This is a genomic window from Psychrobacter sp. 219-2-C (assembly GCF_049560815.1).
In the GTDB taxonomy this organism is placed as follows: Bacteria; Pseudomonadota; Gammaproteobacteria; order Pseudomonadales; family Moraxellaceae; genus Psychrobacter; species Psychrobacter faecalis.
On the sequence record NZ_CP186933.1, the window covers coordinates 2,290,132 to 2,313,112 of the forward strand.

Sequence of the window (22,981 nt, forward strand, 5' to 3'; positions counted from 1 at the left end):
TTAAGTGAGCAGCATTTAGTTGGTTTCATTAATCATTAGCAGTTTGTTCTGTGGTTATTTGTTCTGCATGTGCCTGCTCTGGACTAATAACCTTAAAATCGTCATCTACTAAATTGGTCAGTAGCGGCTCCCCTTTATCATTAATCCGAAATAGCCCATATTCTGCTGCCTCAAATGCTTCGCCATCACCTTCTTGGAAGAAAAAAGCATTGGTCGCAAGCTGCATTACGCCGTTACGGATACGGTAGTGAAGCGCCATCTCATTAGAGGCTAGATTTCTAGGCTGATTAGCCGCTAAGCGCTTAAACTGTCCGACATTATGTTGGTCTAAAGCGACAATGACATAGCCTTGTTCGTTAATAGGATAGCTACCGGGGTCTTTATTTAAGGCGGCAAATACGTCACGCTCTAGCGCATAGCTAAGCGTCATATAGTCGCCCTGCATAAAGCCGCGTGGATCAACGGGTGCAAGCGCTAATAAAACCGTATCGCCAGTCGTAAGATGGGCTTCATATTTAATAATATTCCTCGTCATCACCACCAATACGAGCGCCAATCCAAGAAGGGCAATAATAATCGTGACTGCCGGTTTTTGTAGCCAATGGGTCTTTGATGTGGCTTTAAGCAAGCGCTTGGTCAAAATTTTATCATTCATGACAGCCGCTCCTGATGATCGTTAGCGCTTGATTTTATCTGCGCAAAATAGCCTTTGATAAGCAGCCAGCGCAGCAGAAGTAGTGCGATACCGATGACCAGCATAGAGGCAGACTTGACCAATAAAGACGTATCGAGCTGATAGTAATACCAAAAGATATAACCGACCGAGGCGATAACGCCCAGTCCTAACAGCACGCGTTGGCTATTAGCAGTAGCAATGATAATAATCAAACTGGTGGCCAATAAGCCTGAGACATAAATAGACATTATCCCAAGTAGTACAATCGCAGCGCTAATGAGCAGTCCTGCTGTTGATCGCAATTTGACCTGATAGCGCTTTAAAATGAGATAAGCGGCATAAAGGCTGGCAAGCGTTAATAGCCCTTGGGCCAGATAGTAGTTATAGCTAAAGGCTTCACCGTAACTATCAAGGCTATTAAAGTTGGCAAAGCTATTGCCATATTCAGCAGCGATAAAATAGACGGAAACACTGAGCAAAACATAGGCGCTCGCATAGCCCATAGCACTCATGATTTCTAACGCATTCATTCGCCATTTGGTCGGGATAAAAGCAGCGAGTGTATAACGCTGTAAATGAGTCACGCTAGTGATTAATGCCAATAATCCTAAGCTGATTTCGGATAAGTGATAATAATTTAATAAGTAAAATAGGCAGCTTAAGGCTAAGGTTGCGCTCAATAAACGATAGATAAAATTGGGTATAGCAACAGTCATCAACAGTTGCACAAGGAGCAATAGCATTATATTGAGTGGCTCTGCAATCTCACTCGCCAGTAAAGCATAGGCAATATAACCTTGACCTGCTAGCGTAATCGCAAAGGCTAAGCTATTCCAAAAAGGGCTATGGCGTATACGGGCGTTATAAAATAGAAACCCGCCAATAACGCTTAATATGCCGCCAATAATAAATACCGCTAGCGTACTATCCAGCAAACCGGTGTTATCTAATAATAAGGCCAAAAACCCTATAAAAAATAGACTGGCTAAAATACCACTCATACCAAAAAATAAGCTGATAAACCACGGGCTGCGCGCTTCAGATTGAGCACTACTTAAAAGCTCATGGTTGACGTTTTGCGCATCGATGAGTCCCTGCTGTTGCAATAGCAAAAAGTCATGATTTTGTTCGTTATGGTTGATATTATTATTCATCTCATTGTTCATCGCTGTTCCCCTTGATTACAGTATGAGGAGCAGTGTCATCGTTCTTGATACGGGCAATTTTACGTAGCCACATAACTGCCGACGAGCTCATGCCAATAAGTAGCAAGGCTAATATCAAAAACCCACCCGCCTCAAAACCCTCCAATAGCCATTTACCGACCCAAAACATCACCACAGTAATGATAGAAAATGACAAATAAGTCAGCATAAGCAAATCAAGACGGCGCTGATAAAACTGCCAAAGCATAAAGCCGCACCAACCCAACCATAAGAGGGTAGCAATAAGCGTTGCCCAGATATTGCCATTATCAAAGACCGTGACAATCGCCAGATACGTCATAAAAAACGTGCTTAAGAAACCGACGACATAAGTGCTCCAATGCAAGCTGGAATTGGTTTGAGCGCTGTTTATTTGAGCAGTGGATTTTTTAACGTTAATGCGATGAAACAGATAGGGAATAGAAGAAGTTTTATTATCGAAACCAATCAGCCAACTATAAAAGGCAATAAAATTAAATAGCGCAAGGATGGCTACTTGAGAGATGTTTTGCAGGCTATATTTAATAAATTGTAGATTTGCGACATCTAAATAGAGTAGCAAAAATGCATTGATTAAGCCTAACCACAGCAGCCATAACGCAGGGAAACGGGCGATAACTACCCAAGGCGTAATCAGTATTGCCCAGCCAAAAAACAGCTGCCAGGTATCAGCGCCCGTTTGATACATTTGCCCAAATAGCGCCAATAAGCTACCGGTGATAATGCTAGCAATGAGCAATAGTAACTGCCGAATCAGCTGAAATCGTTGTCTAAGTTGCCTAAAAGACAGTGCTACGTAAAGCGCGATGGTAATCACCAGCGCCCCTTCAACCAACGCAAATTTACCCATCTTGCCAATATTTTGCCAGTTATAGGCGATAAAGAATACAAGGGATAATACCAGCGCCACCGCGCCAATAATCAGCAGCGCCTTATTAAAAAAGTCGAGCCACGTGCGTTTACTCGGATAGACTTCTAGGTGCGTTGCTGCCGCCTCGGTATTTTTAAGAGGAAGAAGACCTTGATGTAGTAACTGCTCGATAGTACGCCGTGCTTGGCTCATAGTCGCCTCTGATTAACAACAGTTTGTCGCTTATCTTAGCTGTTTTTATACTGGCATAGTGTACTAAAGTTTATAACTTGCTAAATTTTATAACTTATAAACTTTATAAAGGCGTTAATAAAATTCAATACGGCTTAGCAGGTGCTCTTGGATTAAATAGGCACAGATATAAGCGCTCGGCCAAGCAACCATAAAGGCATACTTCCATGAATGAAACAACGTAGTAAAGAAACCTTCGACAAATCCTACGTTAATCAGTAGCAACGCCGTCGAGATAATCGTCGACATCATCAGCGCCATTAAAAAGGTGAAAATCAGCCGATAGTATTTGCGCCGCGTGCGTATTCTGACGGTCGGGAATTTTGCCATAACGTTCTGTTGTCCTGCATGATGAGAGCCACGCTTAAATAGTATTGTAAACGTGATGTGTTGCGATGAGAAAGGATGAAATGCCGCATTGCTAGTGCTTGTCAGCGACTATGATATCGCGTGATGGGGGCGAGGTAAAATGGTTATTATGAATAATAAGATTTGTTATATCTTAACGACGACTCTGCTGTTTCTAAAAAGAATAATATTCGAAAAATAGCAGACTAAAGAGGTTTGGTTTTGCTACGCTAAATAAGATTAAAAAATAAAGGGGACAATGAAATGGCAGCTAAAAAACAGCGAACATTAGGTATCATCGGCGGGATGAGTTGGGAGAGTACCGAAAGCTATTATCGCCTAATAAATGAAGGTATTAAGGCTGAGCTGGGTAACCTGCATTCAGCGGATTTACTGATTCATAGCGTCGATTTTGCGCCGATTGGCGAGCTGCAAGCACAAGGCGCGTGGGATGAGATGGGCGCGATATTAGCCAATAGTGGCAAACGTCTGCAAGCGGCTGGCGCGCAAGGCTTATTAATTGCCACTAACACCATGCATAAAGTCATCGATGACGTCCAAGCCGCGACCAATCTGCCGATTATTCATATTGCAGATGCCACAGCTAAAGCTATTCAAGCGCAAGGTTTGACTAAGATTGCGCTACTTGGTACACAGTTCACCATGACAGAGAATTTTTATAAGCAGCGTTTGATAGATGCGGGTTTGCAAGTGTTGATACCAGAGACAGGCGCACGGGAAGAGGTACATCGCATTATTTATGAGGAGCTGTGTCAAGGTCGGCTACTTGATAGCTCGCGCCAGTATTATCAGCAAGTGATTGAAGACTTAGCGGATAAAGGCGCAGAAGGCGTCATTTTGGGTTGTACCGAAATTGGACTGCTGATTCAGCAAGCAGACAGCCCCATTCCCGTATTTGATACCACTGCAATTCATGCAGCAGCAGCAGTGGATTTTTTATTAAGTTCTTAGTTTTAAGGTTAGTGATTTTAAAATAGTTAATTTTAAAACGGTTGAACTTAAACCCATTGCATTGACTACCTATAAACCGCGCGAGGAACGTTTATGTTTTCTTCTCATACGGTGTTTTTGCAGGCGTTTTTGTAGTCGACGACGCAGCCTTGTAATACGGCGTAAAGGCGAGAGCTTCCACACAGTAGTCGGTAAAATATCACGAAACGAGGCACTGGTGCCAGTTTGGGCGCGAAACTCCTCCGATCTTTGTGCCGCTTCTTCGGCGGGCATGTTTTTACCTTTGCGCCAGCCGCCGTATAGATATAATCCTGCGCCCATCAACGCCGTTGCTACCATGCCAGCTGGAAACGATAGCCAAAGCGCATCGGCTCCAAGGAGTGGATAAAGCCCGAACGCAAAGCCAAGGCGCACAGGATACATCGAAATCACCATGACGATAAGCGGCCAAACCACATAACCGTTGGCACGCATGGTGCCAAAGAAAACTTGCGCAATGCCAAAAAAGATAAAGCCCCATGTCGCCATCAACTGAATATGGCGCCCAATCGGCACGGCGGCGCTGTCACTACCAAGGAATAGCTCCAAAATAGTCTCATCAAAAATGCTTAATACCCCAATCATAGCGCCCGTCAATATCACATTAAAGATAAGCCCCCAACGCGTAATGCCAGCAACACGGTTCCATTGATTGGCACCGATATTTTGTGCGACCATGGCACTGGCCGCTGCACTGAGCGCCATCGCTGGCATCTGCACATAGGTCCAAAGCTGCTGCGTTGCGCTATAAGCGGCCGTTGTCTGTACGCCCTCGCGGTTAATCAGCGACAGCATTGTGAGCGCCGCTGATGAGATAACAATCATCTGCAGCCCCATCGGCAGACCCTTTGAAAACATCGACTTTAGGATATCTCGGTCTGCGCGTAAAAAACGCAGCTCGGGTAACTTAAGTGTCAGCACAGAACCACGCAAATACATAGTGACAATCATACCAATCAGCGCTAGAGCATTGGCGACAGCAGTTGCAAAAGCCGAGCCAAAGATACCCCATTCAGGAAAGGGGCCGATACCCAAAATCAGCACCGGCGTCAAAATCAGGTCGATAATCACCGAAATAATGATAAACCAAAGCGGCGTAGTAGAATCGCCCGTTCCGCGTAGTGCCATCATGATCAGCGTAAAAGTTAAAGTGACAGGCATCGCTACAAAAATCATCCGCAGATAGGTCAGCGCAAGCTCTACCGCACTTGCTGGCGTACCGAGCAGGTTAAGAAGCAGTGGAGCAAATGTCCAGCCAATTGCCGACACCAATATACTGATTGGAATAATACTACCCAGCGCCGTGCCCATGGTTCTTTTCACCATCGTATCGTTACGGCGTCCCATGGCTTGACCAATCAAAATAGTCGCCGCCATACCAAAACCGAAAACGAAGGAGATGAGGATAAACATCAAGATGTTGCCGTTTGCCGTCGCCGCCAGCGCTTCTTCCCCTAAAAACCGCCCTACCCAGACGGCATTAATCGAGCCGTTCAACGACTGCAAGGCTGATGAGCCAAGGGTTGGCAAGGCAAATAGCAGCATGGTTTTGGCAATCGACCCTTGGGTGAGGTCATGGCTTTTGGCAGTAGAGGCAGTTGTTTTACTCAATGTTTATCCTTGTGCGCCATCCAAATTGGCTGTATTTTATGACATAAAAACCCTCATTATAGATGACCTTGCCTATAGCATCTTGGTTAGACTGGTAACGTTTTTTTATATAATGTATTGATAGGTGATAGTAGTATTAAAATTAATCAATGATAAATAGTGATAAGTTGTTGACCCAGTAAGCTAGTTATTAATACTCTTATGCTAAGATTACGATTTAACCGCCTTTAACTTTTTTCTCTAATAACTATAACAAGGATGTTTCGATGCACTTAAAACGCCTAGCTCTTGCCGCGCTTTTTAGTCTTTCTATAGTCGGTTGTACCACCGCGCCCAATCAATTAGCGGTCAATACCACCCAAAAGATTATCCAATATGAGCGTAATAAGTCTGATTTAGAAATCAAAGCGCTGACATTGGCCTCTGGCGATAAGATGGTCTATGCCGAAAACGGCAACGTGGCTGGCGAGCCGTTATTACTCATTCATGGCTTTGGCGGTAATAAAGACAACTTTACCCGTATCGCGCGTCAGTTAGAAGGTTACCATTTGATCATTCCTGATTTGCTTGGTTTTGGTGAGTCGAGCAAACCGATGAGCGCTGATTATCGCTCGGAGGCGCAAGCGACGCGCTTACATGAGTTGCTGCAAGCCAAAGGCTTAGCGTCCAATATTCATGTCGGCGGCAACTCGATGGGCGGCGCTATCAGCGTAGCTTACGCAGCAAAATACCCTAAAGACGTCAAAAGCTTATGGCTCGTCGATAGCGCAGGTTTTTGGTCAGCTGGTATTCCTAAATCGTTAGAAGGCGCGACGTTAGAGAACAATCCGCTGTTGATTAATAGCAATGAAGATTTTTATAAAATGTATGATTTTGTCATGTATAAGCCGCCATATTTGCCAAAATCGGTCAAAGCGGTGTTTGCCCAAGAGCGTATCAAAAATAAAGAGCTGGACGCCAAAATCCTCGAGCAAATCGTCACCGATAATGTCGAAGAGCGCGCCAAAATCATCGCCCAATATAACATTCCGACGCTCGTCGTTTGGGGTGATAAAGATCAGATCATCAAACCTGAAACGGTCAATCTCATAAAAAAAATCATCCCGCAAGCGCAGGTGATTATGATGCCAGAGATTGGTCATGTACCGATGATTGAGGCGGTGGAACAAACGGCAGACGATTATAAAGCGTTTAGAAGTATAGTAGACGCACAGCGTTAGGGATTGGTTGAAAGTATTTATCTTATAGACAATAAAAGAAACACCAGATGCTCTGATGTTTCTTTTATTGTCTATAAGATTTTAATGAAGTCGTTTAAGCTATAAATTTTTGACAAGTCGCTCTAGCAATTCAAGCGTACTTTCTTGTCTGACCAACGCGACCCCTTGTCCTGCCCATAAAGACTGATGTTCAGCATTGAGGTTACTTTTTGCATGAGCACGCAAGTTTTTGGTCATGGCATTTAATTGTGGGTAGGGCGGTAACTCATGCGCGCTCTCAAATTGACCAAAATCGCGCAAATAGTTATTTAACAATCCGCGTGCTTGCTTACCTGAAAACAGTCGCGTTAATCGCGTCTCGCTACTGCGCTTACCCAGACTGGCATCAAGCATCGCTTGTTTATACGTATCATTAATACCGCATGTATCGGTGGTCAAAAAAGCCGTGCCTATTTGCGCCAGCTCAGCACCAGCCGTTTGCACCGCTTTAATCGCTTGCCCCGTCATAATACCGCCCGCTGCAATCAAAGGAATATCGGTGCAAGCACGCGTTTGACTAATCAGCGTCAGTAAACCCAATGGATCGTTTGCGCTTTGTGGCAACCAACCACCGCGATGACCGCCAGCTTCTGAGCCCTGAATACAGACCGCATCGACACCAATATCTGCCCATGCTTTCGCTTCCAACGGATGATTGGCAGTACCGATGACGCGTGTGCCCAAATCCTTTAAGCCCTGCACCTGCTCGGCGCTGATAATACCAAAGGTGAAGCTAGCGACAGGCACTGGATTGTCATACAGCACTTGTAGCTGCTCAGAAAAATTAAATGCGGGACGTTCAGGTAACGCCATGTCTATGTTGTTTTTTTTATAATACTCGTTTAACCAAGTAGGGATTTTGCTATCCAAAGTAGTAGAATCATGCTCAGATAACACCATTAGATTGATCATAAAAGGGCGGTCGGTGAGCGATCTAAGGATATTAATGTGCTCATTTAAAACCGTTGGCGCCGTCGTTCCGCCTCCCAATGACCCCAGTCCACCAAAATTACTTACTGTCGCTGCCAGCTCAGGCGTGGTTGCTCCTGCCATCGGTGCTTGTACGATAGGGTAGGTTAAATCAAAGGTATTTAGTAAGGTCATGACGGGCGTCCTTGTTATGTTATGAGAAAATTTGCATGACTTACTTTAACAAAGCTGAGGGATACGCGTGTTAGATAATGTGTATTTAGTTATGCAATAAAAGTAGTGGATTTTTATTATGAAACCAATGTTTTTTAAGATTAGTACTCACTAATTGATAAAAAAAGGTCAGCTTTTTAAATCATCAAGGCGATGACCGAAAAAACTGACCTATTTCTTTAAACTTACTTACTGATTAATTCTACTGCAAAAACCCTTTGGCATTCATCAATAACCCAACCACGTCATCACCACTGATGACCGTAAGGCGCTTATCGAACAATCGTATCCTAACCCACTGGCGGCCACGGACGGTCGCCATCACTGATAATCCATTCTGCCACATAGCCGCTCGGCCGTAGCTTCCAATCTGCTTGATTTAGCACCCCTAAGACACGCGAGGTTTCGATCACTTTGCCGCCCTCGGTGACGCCCGTGCGCAGTAGGGCAGAGGAGCAAGGCTTGCCTTTGACCCACATCGACTGCTCGATATATATCCAGCGCTCATCGAAGCCGACGATACGAGTTTTCATGGTGACTTTATCGAAGGCGCGAATGCGTTTGCGATATTGGATGGTACTGCCAGCGACCACCAAACCCCAACGCTGCTTTAAGAGCTGTGTACCAAGGCCGCTCCGTACCGCAAAATCGGTACGTCCCATATCAAAAAGGGTCAGGACGCGGCCATTATTCATCTCCAAGAAATTATCAATATCGGTCAGACGACAGCGAAAGTTAATCTCGCTGGTATCTTTAAACGTTAAGGTATTGCCCTTTTTTACTTGTAGCGCGGCGCGAGCGATGGTGCTGGTATAACGAATAAATGGATACATGGCGCAATCTCAAAGAGGTGGAGGTTAAGTAAAAAAAGTAAAGTTTGGCAGAGTGGCAAATGTCATTATCAATGGTTAAACGGCACGCCAATAGACTTAAAATAAGCGCTGACCGTTTCGGGCAACCAGTTGATATCAAATCTTGATTGTTTATAAAGATGCGTCGATTTGTCTTTATCGACGTTATAACGAATAAAGCCCACGTGCCCGCCATGCTCAGTTTCTAAAAGTGTGACAGTATCGGAGACGTCGTTTGGCGTGGCAGTAAACCCAAGGAAAGGGTCGTCTTTAGCGCTGATTAATAATAAAGGTTTGGTTACTTTTATCAAATAAGGCAGCGCCGATGAAGCGTGATAATAATGGTTATTAGAGCGGTAGCCATGACGCGGAGCGGTAAAGATATCATCAAAGTCACTGATACGATTGACGGCTTTGATAGAGTCAATCTCATCTTTGGTGATGTCATTCGCCAAGGCTTTTTTGATAATGGGATTCAGCAGATACGGCGTATAAATACGGTGACTCAAAAAGCTGTGCATACTAAGCGCCGCCGACGACATATCGACAGGCGCTGAAATCACCGCCGCACCGTCACAGAGCGCTTTGTCGCCATATTCGCCCATATATTTTGCCAGTGCATTGCCGCCTAAGGACACACCTACCGCATAGATATGGGCAAAGTTTTTGCGCAAGTTCTCAAGCATATGATGCAGCTCGCCGGTGTCACCGGCGTTATAAAAGACGCGACCGCTCGCCGGAATACCGCCGCAGCTACGAAAGTGAGCGACGACAAAGTGCCATCCTTGCGCATGCATCTGATAGGCCAACGCGCGCGCATAATGACTGTCGCTACTGCCTTCCATACCATGAAACAATACGATTAATGGAGTTTGCTCAAGCTCGCCATTACCTGCTGAGTTTATAACATCGGCGTCTATAGGATGCGCATCATAAAAGTCATAAGCAATATCACTTTCATCCAAGGAGTCTTTTTCGACCACACGGCGATAAGTCGGCGTTTTAGGGGCAAAAAATTTGGGTAAAATGCTTTGTAGATGTGGATTGCTTAACCAAAATGGCGGTTTAAATGGGGCAGGGGTAAAGGTTTTATGTGGTGTCGATGTTGGCATAAAGGTTTCTTATTTAATGGTTATATGAATGATCGTTAAAATCGTCTTTAACAATCAATGCCTTATCATACCGACGGCAGTTGCCAAAACCAATGCTTTTCAGTGAACGCTCAGTGAACGTATGGTCACTCAAAGCAATTCATCTAGAACTACCACTAAGAAGAACTAAGAAAAATGGCTCTACATACATACTTATCAATTATGGCGACTCTAAGACACGCCCATCCATCGCCAGCCGCTCTTTTAAGTGATCGATATCTGCTTCAGCAAGCGTCACGGTCAAGGTCACTTGTTTACTATAAGTCACATCATCAATATGGCCGCCCAAGTCCTCAACCACGTAGCGGCACTGTGCTTCGGTGGCAAACTCAGCGATTATTTGTACTTGCGCCATCGGCACGTACGGGAGCAGTACCATTTCATCGACGGCCGCCTGCGCAGAACCTGCATAAGCGCGAGTTAGACCGCCTGCACCGAGTTTGATACCGCCAAAATAACGCACCACGATAATAATGACGTTGCCGATAGATTTATGCTGTAAGACGTTTAATATCGGTCGTCCTGCGGTACCATTTGGTTCGCCATCGTCGTCAAAACCTGCACTGGTGGTGTTATTGGGGTCACCAATGATGTATGCCCAGCAGTGATGGCGCGCATCGGCATATTGCACGCGTAACTGTTCCACGTGAAACATTGCTTGCTCGCGCGAGGTCACAGGATAGGCGTAGGCAATAAACTCAGACTTTTTAATGTCTAAGCGCGCGCTGACCGCATGTTTTAGCGTTTGATAACTCATATTTCATCAGGTCTAAGTTGGATATGGTAAACTTACTTAACTTTCACTGCCTGCCGTATTGGGCGCAGTGTTCATTTAATTTTTTATTATAGTACCACTTCTCACTGTTTAAGACAGCGGACAAGCGCGAGAGCCGTGCTTGTATGGTTGGCTTTTAATACGAAGTTGGTAGTATAAAACGAATGGTAGTCAAGCGTATGCGTCTAGATAAATTTATAAGTAAAGCCACTGAGCTGTCGCGCAAAGAATCAAAGCGGATTTTGCACGCCGGTGAAGTGACGGTAAATGATGCGGTGGTCAAAGATCCGGGGCTGCATGTCGATATTGTCAACGATGAAGTACTGTGGGCGGGCGAGCCATTGTCGGTTGCGACTGGCAATCGCTATATCTTGCTTCATAAACCTGAAGGTTTTGAATGCTCTTTAAAAGCCAAAGAATATCCTATCGTCACCGAGCTAATTGCTGTACCTGAGCTTGGCAGCTTGCGTATTGCAGGACGCCTCGATGTCGATACCACGGGCGCCCTACTTATCAGTGACGATGGCAGTTGGTTGCACCGCGTGACCAGCCCTAAACATGAGCATGCCAAAATATACGAGCTCACATTAGCAAGCCCAATGGACAGCGACGCGCAAGCCAATGCCGTTAAAGAAGTGGCTGAAGGTATCCTCTTAGAAGGCGATCATGAAGAAACTAAGCCTGCTACCCTTGAGTTTATTGATGAAACCCATGCACGCTTGACCTTGGAGCAGGGTAAATATCATCAAGTAAAACGTATGATGGGCTATTTTGGTAATCGGGTCACCGAGCTGCATCGCGCCAGTATTGGTCATATCACCTTAGACGGTTTGGATAAAGGCGACAGTCGTTTCTTAACGCCAGAAGAAGTCGCTAAATTCTAAGTTTGGCTTTTGCTGCATCTTAAACAGTCATAAAAATTTTCTGCAAAAAAAGCAGCCATGAAAAAGTGCGCTGTTTTTTTAATGTCCACTGTTTACCGTTATACCCTCGGCCTGCTGTCTGTGTTGCCTATCTCTTAAAACTAAGTAGCAATTTTGCAAAATTAAGCCCTAATACCTTTGCAAAAACTGCCCTTGTGCTAAAGTCTGCCTATCTTTTTTAATCTATATTTTTACATAATATAGTCAGCTTTATTAATAATGAGCATTTTTAAAGTATTGCTATTAAAAATCAATAGGACAGTCTTCTGTGAAATTCTCTCTGTTAAAATCCGCCAGCTTAATCAGTGTCATATTATTGACCACTACTGCTTGTGCGCAGCAAAGCGCCACTGACACTATCAAAAATAATGTCAACCAAGCGCCGCAGAATAGTGCGAGTATACAAAGTACGCAAGCGACTAGCAGTGTGAGCAAAGCTGTCGATAGTCAATTACGCCAACTGCTGAGCCAAGCTGGTATCAAAACGCAAATCACTTCTATTATGCCCTCTAAATTACCCAATATGTATCAAGTGAATTTGGTAGGCCAGCCGCCGCTGCATATCACCAAAGAGGGCAAGTATGTCATCCAAGGCGAGCTACAAAAGAATCCAAGCAAACGCGTCGTCACAGAAACACCAGCGCGTAGCAGCAGCTTGCAAGTGGGCAAGCCCGTCAGTGCCAGCCTAAAATCTGACCTATTAGCAAATATGGGCGCGCTTAAAAACATGAGTGCCAAAACGCCGTTCTTTTATACCGCCGTGCCGGGAGTCATTTGGGGTGCGACTTTAGAAGGTGTGCCATTTCTACTATCAGACGATGGGCAATATATCACCGATGGTGAGATATCAGTGATTGAAAACGGTCAGTTTATCGGGCTTGATAGCAACTTTGAGCGCCTTAAAAACCAAGCGGTATTTGCAACTTTAGACCACAGCCAACTGATTACTTATCCTGCCACCAGCCCTGAGAAAGCGGTTATTTATGTCGCTAATGACGTCAATTGTCCTTATTGTCGCCGTCTCCATCAGCAGCTACCCATGCTCAATGCTAAAGGCGTGACGGTAAAAACCATCGGTTATCCAATCTATGAAAAATCGCCTGAGCAAATGCGCGCTATTTGGTGTCAGGGGAGTGAGGACAGCCGCCGCACAGCTTTTGATAAAGCAATGCTACAAGGTAAAATGACGCCGGCACCAGCCAGTTGTGAAGCCGATTATGTAACGCCTAACCGTGAAAAATCAGCAGGCCTTGCGGTCATGGCAACGCCGGCTATTTACCGCGAAGACGGTGTCCTTTATCAAGCCAGCTTTGAGACCCCAGAGTTTTTAGAGTTTTTAGAGTTCTTGGGTGTAGAATAAATGATTAAGAAGTCTGTTTATTAAGAGCTCTGATTATTAAAAAGTCTATAACATAGAAAGTAACCATTAAAAACTGCCCTATGAGCGATGTCCATAGGGCAGTTTTTAATGGTGCTTAATGATCGATTTTATCAGTCTATCTCAGTGACAGCTATTGTAGTAACAGCTATTGCGGTAAAACAATATCAACGATTTTCCAATTTATCAAACCATCGCGCTGCATCTCAATAGTCAGCGGATAACCTTTCACCTGACCGCTAATGGTAAAGCAGTTAATCCCGCAATAAGCCAGTTTTGGCTTGTCACTATCCGTACCTTGCGCCGCTTGTTGCTCAAGCTCGGCCGCTTGTTTTTGCATGATTTGCTGCATCTGGTTTTTGACTACGGCATTGACGTCACCGCGCTGAATGATTAGATTTTGAATCAGGTTTTTTAAATCAACTTGATTACTGGCTATCGCCCATGCTGCGGCAAGCTCCTTGGTCGCGGTATTGGCTTGACCTTGGGTGTTAATCAGTTTTTCAATATTTTGCGCGGTAATAGCGCCATCGACCGCTTGGATAATAAAGCCGTTGGCCGCTTCGGTTAATGGCGCGCCGCCAAGTTCGGCGACCAATGGATATTTGGTCATGGTCACTGCAAACTGACTGGTCAGCTGATTTTGAATACTGGGTCGCACCTGCTCATAATCAATCGCCGCTGCGATCGTTGCACCATCTTTGGCATCGTAGGCATTTTTAAGCTGATAAGCGCTGTAATAAGGCGAACCGCCATAGATAGTGACGGCAATGACAATCAACAAAACAATCAGCTTTTTCATAAAAATACGACCTTAGCGCAAACCTAATGGTTAAAAAATTAAAAACAGTATTTATATATATATCAATATCGCGCTAAATATTAGCACGCCTACGCCTTATAAAGGTATGGAAACCTTTGTGCAATTCTTAATAAATCCTTTTTTAGGGCATCTACAGCCTCATAATTTATAATTTGGACGCCTCAGTGCTTGATAAATCCCTCCATCATCTCCATAAATAGCGCAAACTTTTGATAATTGATTTGGCTAAGCAGCATCCCGCCGTATTTGCTCGTAAGATTCATAAGTTATCCTCTTTTTGCTACCTATTCACCACGTTTCATGTGAAACCTGTAAGTAGGTGCGTGCAGTGCAAAGGAGAAGATTGACTTGGGTTGATGAATCGGCCGATCGGTGGACTGTAAAGACGATAGGAGAGCCCATGAGTAAGCGCGATTTTTATGAAGTATTAGGTGTCAGTAAGACCGCTGACAGCAAGGAAATTAAGCGAGCCTACCGCAAGCTGGCCATGAAATACCATCCTGACCGCAATTCTGATGATCCTGATGCTGAAGACAAGTTTAAAGAAGCGTCGATGGCGTATGAAGTATTGAGCGATGAAGACAAGCGCTCAGCTTATGATCGCATGGGGCACGCGGCGTTTGAAAACGGCATGGGCGGTGGCGGTTTTGGCGGCGGTGGCAATTTCCAAGATATTTTTGGCGATATTTTTGGCAACTTTGGCGACATTTTTGGTCAATCACGCGGCGGCGGTAGCCGTTCACGCCGCGGTTCAGACTTACGTTATGTCATTGAGCTGACCTTAGAAGAAGCGGTGCGCGGCTGTAAAAAAGAAATCAGCTTTACCGCGCCTGCGCCGTGCGTTACTTGCGATGGTAAAGGCGCAAAAGACGCTTCTGACGTGGTCACTTGTCAGATGTGTCATGGTCAAGGCCAAGTGCGTATGCAGCAAGGCTTTTTTGCCGTGCAGCAGACGTGTCCGCAGTGTGGCGGCTCTGGTAAACAGATTAAAAACCCTTGCTCTGACTGTCATGGCAGCGGCGTAAAAGATAAATCGCGCACGCTTGAGGTTTCTATCCCAGCGGGCGTTGACGATGGTGACCGTGTTCGCCTAGCAGGTGAAGGTGAAGCGGGCGGCGCTGGCGTACAAAACGGTGACTTATACGTTGAAGTACGTGTGAAACCGCACGACGTCTTTAACCGTCAAGGCGCTGACCTCTATATGGACGTGCCAGTGAGCATTACTGATGCGGCACTCGGTAAAGAAGTAGAAATCCCAACCTTAGATGGTAAAGTCAAAATCAAGGTCGCTGAAGGGACGCAAAGTGGCAAATTGCTGCGTGTGCGCGGTAAAGGCGTGACGCCAGTACGTACGACGATGAAAGGCGATTTGATTTGTCGTGTGGTCATCGAGACGCCAGTGAATCTAACGCGCGAGCAAAAAGACTTGTTACGTCAATTCCAAGATACGCTTGATGGTGACAGCAAGCATCAGCAGTCACCCCATAAAAAGTCATTCTTTAAAAAGATTGGTGATTTGTTTGATTGATAGCTAAGCCCTACTGTTTAAGTCATTATAAGGCCTATTGTTTCACGTGAAACAATAGGCCTTTTTGGTGATGCTATAAAAAACCATTTAACCATTATATTTGCTAAACTTATCCTCATAAATTTAATAACCAATCTATTGAAAATAAAACATTTAGGACAAGATATGAGTCAACAAACAGAAGAGCAAACTATTAACGTTGGTGTCATCGGTGCTGGCGGACGTATGGGACGTATGTTAATTGAAGCCGTACAGGACAACCCACAAACCACGCTAAATGCCGCGATTGAGCGTCAAGGCTCAAGCCTTGTCGGCGCCGATGCTGGCGAAGTTGCAGCGATTGGTCGCCTAGAGGTACAGATTGTCGATGATTTAAAAGCCGTTATTAATGACATTGATGTGCTGATTGATTTTAGCTTGCCTGATGCTACCGAACAAAATATGCAAATCTGCGCTGCGAATAAAGTTGCGATGGTGATTGGCACCACAGGTTTTAATGAGCAACAAGAGCAAGTATTAAAAGAAGCCAGTAAGCAAATCGCTATCGTCTATGCGGGTAATTATTCAACGGGCGTTAATTTGTCCTTAAAGCTGCTCGCTATGGCCGCAAAAGCCTTTGGCAATGATGCCGATGTAGAAGTTATCGAAGCCCATCATAAACACAAAATCGACGCACCATCGGGCACGGCTTATATGATGGCAGAGGCGGTTGCAGAAGCGCGCGGACAGAACTTAAAAGACGTTGCCATTTATGGCCGCGAAGGGCAAACGGGCGAGCGCGAAGCTGGCAGTATTGGCATTCATGCGATACGCGGCGGTGAAATCATCGGTGATCATACCGTAATGTTTATCGCTGACGGTGAAGTGGTTGAAATTACCCATCGTGCCCGAGCGCGCATGACCTTTGCCGCTGGTGCGGTGCGTGCGGCAACTTGGGTGATTAAGCAAGAAGTTGGACAATATAACATGCAGGATGTTTTAGGGTTAAATGACTAAAGCCTAAAATATTAAGGTTTCTCATTGATGGTTTGGTAGCGGTTATTTATTGATAAAGCAGAATGACTGCTAGGAGTCAGACATGAATAAGTTTAGCGAACATCTAATAGCCTATTTTAGTCGTACGCTGGCTATGATAAAAGCTACCAAAATCATAAGTTATACGTGTCCGATAGCATTTACCTTAAGTTTAACGGTATTGCCAATCGTCGTACAAGCGGCCGCTTATCAAACTTATGTGATTCATACCTATGGTGGCGAGAGCTTATTACCAGCGGTGCGTCAAGAGTTAAGTAGCAGTCGCGATGGCGGTACGGTGTCGACTTATCAAGATAAGCTCGTATTACATACCACGGCTGCTAATTATCAAAAAGTACAGCAGTTACTTAGTCAGATTGACGGTCAACCGCAGGCGTTGACCGTTGCTGTGCGTGTCGGTAATAGTCGGCAATCCCAAGGTAATATCCAGCAAGGTCGGGTTGTTATTAGTAATCACGGTATTCAAGGTACTGGCGTAATCAACCAAAGTAATAGCCAACAACAAAGTAATAATTTATATCAAGTACAAACCTTGTCTGGCAGTGCAGCAAGCATCAGCACCGGCATGCTTTACTCATTAAACCAAAGCTATATTGCCAATAGCTATCCGACCTATAAACGTCTAGCGGGGCAAATTATTATTCAGCAGCAAGTATTATTGCCGACGACGCAAGGGATTACGGTGATGCCAAGGCTACTACCGAACGGGCAGGTCGAAGTAACATTATCCCAAGTAGAAGAACAGCTCGTGCGCGCTAATCCTTCTTATAATCGCTATGGCTATAATAATAGCGTGCAAGGGCAAATATTGAATAGCACCATTGTCGTCCCACGTGGGCAGTGGGTCAATATTGGACAAATCTCACAAAACAATCAAAGCCAAAGCTCAGGTTATGCCAGTAATAGGACGTTAAATAGCAGTAATAGCGTACCTATTTCATTATTGGTACAGTAGCTGATTATTAATGTTGTCGCGAAGCAAAAATAACAAAGCGCGGCACTGTGATAAGCAGTACCGCGCTTTGTTACTGTTATTGATATTAATTGGTTAAAAATTAATCAATATAAACCACCTCTAATGGCGGAAAACCATTAAACTCGACCGACGAATACGAGTTGGTATAAGCACCCGTGGTTAACCAAAAGATTTTATCGCCAATCTCTAGCTCTTCTGGCAACTGGTAACCCGCTTCTTCATACATGATGTCGGTTGAGTCACACGTTGGCCCTGCCAATACAACCGTGCCTTCGCTGGTTGAGGTTTCCATTTTAGGCGTATAGACAGGATACTTGATTGCTTCGCCTAGAGTCTCGATTAAGCCTTGGAATAAGCCCACATCGGTATATACCCAGCGCGTCAAATCCGTATCTGATTTACGCGAAATCAGCACCACATCGCTGACCAAGACACCCGAGCCGCCAACCAATGAACGACCAGGCTCAAGGATAATCTCTGGCATCTCATCTTCATTGTAGTCATCAGTCAAATAACTGGTAATCTCTTCTGCATAGACTTTGACCGGATTGACTTCGCTGATATAGTTCGCCGGAAAGCCGCCGCCCAAATTAATCATTTGCAGCTTAATACCTTCCTCATTTTTCATCCAGTCGAACATATATTTGACCTTGGCGAGCGCATCATCCCAAGCAGCCACGTCTTTTTGCTGGCTACCGACGTGGAACGAGATACCATACGGCACCAAGCCCAATTCGCGCGCTTGAATCAACAGGTCAATTGCCATATTTGGATGGCAACCAAATTTACGTGATAGCGGCCATTCAGCGGTTTCAGAGCCTTGTACTAAGATACGCACAAATACTTTTGAACCAGGCGCGTGCTTAGCGATATTTTTTAAATCCGCTTCAGAATCGGTTGCATACAAATCAATACCTTTTTCAAAGGCATATTTGACATGCTGCGCTTTTTTAATGGTGTTGCCATAAGAGATACGCGATGGCTCAATGCCGCAATCAAGCACCCGATCCAGCTCATAGATAGACGCACAGTCAAAGTTTGACCCAAGCTCAGCCAATAAGTTAATGACTTCAACCGCAGGACTTGCTTTCATAGCATAATGAATCTTCGCCTTTGGAAAAAAACCAACCATTTCCGCATATTTCGTTTTAATGCGGCTTAAGTCGACCACCAAAAACGGGGTTTCGCGACCTTCGGCAGCTTTGGTAAATTTCTGCCAGCCGGCAGGGTCAAAATATTGGTCAATTTTGATCATGGTCATGGTGGGAAACCTTTAATGAAGACAGTGAATGTCGGAGAATAAAAATAGCAGAGAATTAAAACGTTAGGATATAAAAGCCAATCTTATCATCATAAAGCCATTATTTTTAACGATAATGATAGGACAACAAACGTGGCTTAAAATATAAATGTATTAAGAGTTGGTCGTTTGTGGCTGTTTATCCGCGATTTGCTCGCCCTGTTTTTCGCGTATTTTAAGGACTTTACGCACTTTATCACGCGCCCGCGTTTGTTTAAGACGCGATAAATAATCGACGAAGATGACGCCATTTAAATGATCCATTTCATGTTGGATACAGACGGCAAGTAAGCCTTCGACTTCTTCATCAATTTTATTGCCATTTTCATCCAAGGCCTCGATACGTACTTTGGTTGGACGTTCAACCTTATCATAGACTTCAGGCACCGACAAACAGCCCTCTTCGTACGGCTGCTTTTCTTCTACCAATGGCGTGACTTTCGGGTTGATAAATACCCTTGGGCTGTTTTTATCTTCCGATAAATCCATGACGATAAGCTGAATATGACGGTCGACTTGGCTTGCCGCCAAACCAATACCTTGGGCATCATACATCGTCTCAATCATATCGGCGATTAAGGTTTTGATTTCAGCCGTAACTTCCTTGACAGGCTTAGCAATCGTGCGTAAGCGCGGGTCGGGGTAACTTAAAATAGGGAGTAACGCCATAAGGCTCACCTCAATGATAAAGATAAAATAGGACTGATATTATAAGATAAATGGGGGCAAAAGTAATGCATATCAATAGCCAGTTTTTCTTAGGTAATAACATAAGCAAAACTTATAACTCATAATTCAGATAGAAAATGCAGTCATTAAAAAAGGTCTTACGCTGGGTAAGACCTTTTTTATATGCTCTAATTTAATACGAGTAATGGCTTGCGCTTATTATACGCGGCGTTTATTCATAATCATCTCATAGATAAACAGTAAGATAATCGCACCGATTACTGAGAAGATAAGTCCAGTAAAGCCGCCATCAGCATTGATACCGATTAAGCCTGCAACAAAACCACCAAGCATCGCACCAACGATACCCAATACGATGGTCATAATCCAACCCATCGGGTCGTTGCCCGGTTTAATAGCGCGTGCCAATAAACCTGCGACCAAACCTACGATAATCATCCAAATAAAGCTCATTGTTATTCTCCTAATGTTTTTAATTTATATGGTTATTTATAATCTGTTACTTATTTGATGAATTCATTGTAATCATTAGCCACTATAAAAAGTAACGACGAAATGTTATCTGTGTACGGGCTATGTGAGAAAAAAGCCATATTTGCTATCAAGCAGATGAAATAGGTAAACGGCAGGTTAAAACGGTAGTAAAGTCGCTAACGTGACAAAGCGTTGATTACTATCATGTGTAAATCATTCAAATAATTATATGGACTTATAAACGTTAGAAAAGTCATCTATAGAACGGCAAGTAACCATAAAAAAAGCATAGCTCGTTTAACGAACTATGCTTTTAGAAACAATCAGTCTTTAATACGCTTGCTATATAAGTGGAGATTTATTTATTGCGCAGCGCGGTCAATAGACGCTGGTGAATCCCTTCAAAGCCGCCATTCGACATAATGACAATCGCATCGCCCGCTTGAGCGTTATTAATAATATACCTAATAATCGCCTCGGTACTAGACAATACTTGCTGGCTTGCGATATTGGGCTTGTTAGCTTTGGCATTATCAACGACGTCTTTTAGGCCCCATTCAAGTCCGGTTGGTTCATACCATAAAGTATGGTCGGCGAGGGCGGCGGATTCAGCCAAGCTGTCTTGGTGAATGCCCATTTTCATGGTGTTGCTGCGCGGCTCGATAATCGCCCAAATCCGTCTGTCTGCCAGTTTCTTTTTAGCGCCATCTAAGGTAGTCGTAATAGCGGTCGGATGATGGGCGAAATCATCAAATACCAAGATGTCGTTGACATCGCCAATCAGCTCCATACGACGTTTGATACCAGCGAAAGCGGATAATGCTGCGCAGGCGGTTTTAATATCGACACCGACATTATAAGCGGCGGCAACCGCAACTAGCGCATTATTGACGTTATGAATACCGCTCATCGACCAATCGACGATCGCTGTATGCTCATCGTTCCCTACAAAGCTGACGCTAAATTGACCGCCATCAGCGCTGATAAGTTCGGCTTGCCAGTCGTTAGTGTGCTGTAAATTCTGCTCGTCTTTTTTATGATCAACTGACTGTTTATCAATAACCGCTGTCCGCCAAACAGGCGTCCAAACACCCTTTGCTAAAGTCTCTTCTAAGCTAATGGTCGCCGCTGGCATGATGATTTTGCCGCTACTTGGAATCATGCGCACCATATGGTGAAACTGGGTTTGGATGGCGTTTAGGTCAGCGAAAATATCGGCATGGTCAAATTCAAGATTGTTTAAAATAGCGGTACGCGGGCGATAATGGACGAACTTTGAGCGTTTATCAAAAAACGCTGAATCGTATTCATCGGCTTCAATAACGAAGTAGCCGGTTTTTTCTCCACTGCCATCAGCGACTTTTTTAGCACCCAAATAGCTGCTATGGGCGAAGACTTGTTGCAAACGCTCGTCGCTCGTATTAACCAATGGTACGCCGCCAATCAAAAATCCTGTATCAATACCCGCATAATGTAATATCCATGCCAGCATGGTGGTCGTGGTGGTTTTACCATGCGTACCAGCCACAGCGATGACATGGCGCGATTGTAGCACTTGCTCAGATAAGAACTGCGGCCCTGAGGTGTAGCGCAGACCGCTATCGAGCATATATTCGATAACATCCATGCCACGCTTCATGGCATTACCAACCACCACCAAATCAGGCGCTGGCTGCAAATGCTCGACTAAATAACCTTCGGCAATGGTCACGCCCGCATTTTCAAGTTGGGTGGACATTGGCGGATAGACATTGGCGTCTGAGCCTGTGACTGTATGCCCAAGGCTGCGCGCCAGTAACGCCAGCGAGCCCATAAAAGTACCGCAAATACCAAGAATATGAATATGCATAGACGTTCCGTACACGCTTAAAAAGGAGGGGATTGAGCTTGAATGTCAGCCAACAGTTCGGTAGGTAGCTCAATAATCAAAGCCTCATTGTAAAGTAAACACCATAAGATGACCAATAAAAAACGCCTAGTCGGTAGGCGTTGTGTGGACTCTCAATTTGGCTGAGGTAGGCAGTTATTTATTTACGAGAAAGGGTGTAGTCATCGTTAAGATTGGCATCAGTGTCCATCATAATCAAATGGTTGTCACTGATTTTATAGGTTTCGATGTTTTTTCTCTCATAAACGATGGTGATTTTATCATCATCTTGGCGATAAACCCCTGATTCTAACAAAGGCGGAACGGTCGGCGCCGCATTATTAAAAACACTAGTTTTTAGCACAGAGCCATCAGCGAACAAATTTAAGGTAATCTCGATATTATCGCAAGAAGCGCACGGTACCACACCGCCATAATCGCCCATCAAGGTGGCTTGTAAGCTGCTGTCGCTACTGGCGGCCGAAATCATCGGCGCGCGGCGACTGTTATCACTTGAGTTTGCCGCTGCTATCAGTGATTGGCCTTCTGCATTATTTGTCTCATTCACTGCAGCGTCGGTCAGATTGTTTTGAACATCAATATCCTGCAAGTCAGCAAGTGCCACCGTATTAGTAGTCTGAGCACCTTGCGTTGTTGTGTTATTGGCAGTCGTAGAAGATGAGGCGCTATCACAGCTCGTGAGTAGCAAACAGAGCGGCAGCGCTAGCAAGGGGCGCGTACAGCGTCTCATAGCGGTAATTGCAGCGGAGGAATAGGGTAAGATAGTAATCATAGCGTTACCAAAAAACATTTTTTAATAGTGGGTTTAAGCCTTGTCAGTAGGATAACTAATTA

At 44.6% G+C, this 22,981-nt stretch carries 22 protein-coding genes; 7 read left to right on the forward strand and 15 right to left on the reverse strand.

The window, feature by feature from the left end; genetic code table 11:
• Nucleotides 1-28 precede the first annotated feature (28 nt).
• From ACPEGP_RS09350 to ACPEGP_RS09365, 4 genes are all read right to left on the reverse strand, one after another.
• Entirely contained in the window at nt 29-655 is a 627-nt protein-coding gene (locus tag ACPEGP_RS09350; RefSeq protein WP_423813236.1) for a GDYXXLXY domain-containing protein, read from the reverse strand.
• Nucleotides 652-1,842, reverse strand: coding sequence for a DUF4401 domain-containing protein (locus ACPEGP_RS09355; RefSeq protein WP_423813237.1), 1,191 nt, complete (start codon nt 1,840-1,842; stop codon nt 652-654). Before ACPEGP_RS09355 ends, ACPEGP_RS09350 begins: the two co-directional genes overlap by 4 nt.
• A complete protein-coding gene (locus tag ACPEGP_RS09360; protein ID WP_423813238.1) occupies nt 1,832-2,944 on the reverse strand; it encodes a DUF2157 domain-containing protein in 1,113 nt (370 codons plus the stop codon). Before ACPEGP_RS09360 ends, ACPEGP_RS09355 begins: the two co-directional genes overlap by 11 nt.
• Before the next feature lie 114 nt (nt 2,945-3,058).
• A complete protein-coding gene (locus tag ACPEGP_RS09365; protein WP_149490298.1) occupies nt 3,059-3,313 on the reverse strand; it encodes a DUF2798 domain-containing protein in 255 nt (84 codons plus the stop codon).
• A gap of 282 nt (nt 3,314-3,595) precedes the next feature.
• Here ACPEGP_RS09365 and ACPEGP_RS09370 point away from each other — a divergent pair, with 282 nt between their 5' ends.
• Nucleotides 3,596-4,303 carry an aspartate/glutamate racemase family protein gene (locus tag ACPEGP_RS09370; RefSeq protein WP_423813239.1) on the forward strand — a complete coding sequence of 236 codons (708 nt, stop codon included), beginning with the start codon at nt 3,596-3,598 and terminating at the stop codon, nt 4,301-4,303.
• Nucleotides 4,304-4,372: 69 nt separating this feature from the next.
• Here the strand turns inward: ACPEGP_RS09370 and ACPEGP_RS09375 are convergent, their stop codons facing one another.
• Nucleotides 4,373-5,953 (reverse strand): MATE family efflux transporter, encoded by a 1,581-nt coding sequence (locus tag ACPEGP_RS09375; RefSeq protein WP_423813240.1) that lies wholly within the window; start codon nt 5,951-5,953, stop codon nt 4,373-4,375.
• Nucleotides 5,954-6,219: 266 nt separating this feature from the next.
• On the opposite strand from ACPEGP_RS09375, the gene ACPEGP_RS09380 reads away from it, so the two are divergent.
• Entirely contained in the window at nt 6,220-7,173 is a 954-nt protein-coding gene (locus ACPEGP_RS09380) for an alpha/beta hydrolase (RefSeq protein WP_423813241.1), read from the forward strand.
• Between the two features lie 99 nt (nt 7,174-7,272).
• Here ACPEGP_RS09380 and ACPEGP_RS09385 read toward each other — a convergent pair whose 3' ends face one another.
• The 4 genes from ACPEGP_RS09385 to ACPEGP_RS09400 all read right to left on the reverse strand — a co-directional run bounded on the left by ACPEGP_RS09385 (nt 7,273) and on the right by ACPEGP_RS09400 (nt 11,114).
• Nucleotides 7,273-8,316, reverse strand: a complete 1,044-nt coding sequence (locus tag ACPEGP_RS09385; RefSeq protein ID WP_423813242.1) for an NAD(P)H-dependent flavin oxidoreductase — start codon at nt 8,314-8,316, stop codon at nt 7,273-7,275.
• A gap of 329 nt (nt 8,317-8,645) precedes the next feature.
• Nucleotides 8,646-9,188, reverse strand: coding sequence for an acyl-CoA thioesterase (locus ACPEGP_RS09390; protein ID WP_423813243.1), 543 nt, complete (start codon nt 9,186-9,188; stop codon nt 8,646-8,648).
• 68 nt (nt 9,189-9,256) lie between these two features.
• Nucleotides 9,257-10,318 carry a YheT family hydrolase gene (locus ACPEGP_RS09395; protein WP_423813244.1) on the reverse strand — a complete coding sequence of 354 codons (1,062 nt, stop codon included), beginning with the start codon at nt 10,316-10,318 and terminating at the stop codon, nt 9,257-9,259.
• A 199-nt stretch (nt 10,319-10,517) separates the two neighbouring features.
• Nucleotides 10,518-11,114, reverse strand: coding sequence for a YigZ family protein (locus ACPEGP_RS09400; protein ID WP_423813245.1), 597 nt, complete (start codon nt 11,112-11,114; stop codon nt 10,518-10,520).
• 197 nt (nt 11,115-11,311) lie between these two features.
• On the opposite strand from ACPEGP_RS09400, the gene ACPEGP_RS09405 reads away from it, so the two are divergent.
• Nucleotides 11,312-12,016, forward strand: a complete 705-nt coding sequence (locus ACPEGP_RS09405) for a pseudouridine synthase (protein ID WP_191691789.1) — start codon at nt 11,312-11,314, stop codon at nt 12,014-12,016.
• Between the two features lie 307 nt (nt 12,017-12,323).
• On the forward strand, nt 12,324-13,415 hold the full coding sequence (locus ACPEGP_RS09410; protein WP_423813246.1) for a disulfide isomerase DsbC N-terminal domain-containing protein: 1,092 nt from the start codon (nt 12,324-12,326) through the stop codon (nt 13,413-13,415).
• A gap of 166 nt (nt 13,416-13,581) precedes the next feature.
• Here the strand turns inward: ACPEGP_RS09410 and ACPEGP_RS09415 are convergent, their stop codons facing one another.
• The gene (locus ACPEGP_RS09415) at nt 13,582-14,235 is read right to left on the reverse strand and encodes a DUF2939 domain-containing protein (RefSeq protein WP_423813247.1); all 654 of its coding nucleotides are present in this window, start codon (nt 14,233-14,235) and stop codon (nt 13,582-13,584) included.
• A 421-nt stretch (nt 14,236-14,656) separates the two neighbouring features.
• On the opposite strand from ACPEGP_RS09415, the gene dnaJ reads away from it, so the two are divergent.
• The 3 genes from dnaJ to ACPEGP_RS09430 all read left to right on the forward strand — a co-directional run bounded on the left by dnaJ (nt 14,657) and on the right by ACPEGP_RS09430 (nt 17,774).
• A complete protein-coding gene (dnaJ, locus tag ACPEGP_RS09420; RefSeq protein WP_423813248.1) occupies nt 14,657-15,784 on the forward strand; it encodes a molecular chaperone DnaJ in 1,128 nt (375 codons plus the stop codon).
• Nucleotides 15,785-15,949: 165 nt separating this feature from the next.
• On the forward strand, nt 15,950-16,780 hold the full coding sequence (gene dapB / locus ACPEGP_RS09425) for a 4-hydroxy-tetrahydrodipicolinate reductase (protein ID WP_144297327.1): 831 nt from the start codon (nt 15,950-15,952) through the stop codon (nt 16,778-16,780).
• Nucleotides 16,781-16,862: 82 nt separating this feature from the next.
• Nucleotides 16,863-17,774: a hypothetical protein gene (locus ACPEGP_RS09430; RefSeq protein ID WP_423813249.1), complete on the forward strand. Its 912-nt coding sequence runs from the start codon at nt 16,863-16,865 to the stop codon at nt 17,772-17,774.
• Nucleotides 17,775-17,874: 100 nt separating this feature from the next.
• Here ACPEGP_RS09430 and ACPEGP_RS09435 read toward each other — a convergent pair whose 3' ends face one another.
• The 5 genes from ACPEGP_RS09435 to ACPEGP_RS09455 form a co-directional block, all read right to left on the reverse strand.
• Entirely contained in the window at nt 17,875-19,050 is a 1,176-nt protein-coding gene (locus ACPEGP_RS09435; RefSeq protein WP_286796540.1) for a type III PLP-dependent enzyme, read from the reverse strand.
• A 159-nt stretch (nt 19,051-19,209) separates the two neighbouring features.
• Nucleotides 19,210-19,764, reverse strand: a complete 555-nt coding sequence (gene def / locus ACPEGP_RS09440) for a peptide deformylase (protein WP_144297325.1) — start codon at nt 19,762-19,764, stop codon at nt 19,210-19,212.
• Between the two features lie 219 nt (nt 19,765-19,983).
• Entirely contained in the window at nt 19,984-20,238 is a 255-nt protein-coding gene (locus ACPEGP_RS09445; RefSeq protein WP_068408390.1) for a GlsB/YeaQ/YmgE family stress response membrane protein, read from the reverse strand.
• A gap of 379 nt (nt 20,239-20,617) precedes the next feature.
• Complete coding sequence (gene mpl, locus ACPEGP_RS09450; RefSeq protein WP_423813250.1) at nt 20,618-22,108, reverse strand: UDP-N-acetylmuramate:L-alanyl-gamma-D-glutamyl-meso-diaminopimelate ligase; 1,491 nt, start codon at nt 22,106-22,108, stop codon at nt 20,618-20,620.
• A 178-nt stretch (nt 22,109-22,286) separates the two neighbouring features.
• Nucleotides 22,287-22,919, reverse strand: coding sequence for a copper resistance protein NlpE N-terminal domain-containing protein (locus ACPEGP_RS09455; protein WP_191691779.1), 633 nt, complete (start codon nt 22,917-22,919; stop codon nt 22,287-22,289).
• Nucleotides 22,920-22,981: the final 62 nt, after the last annotated feature.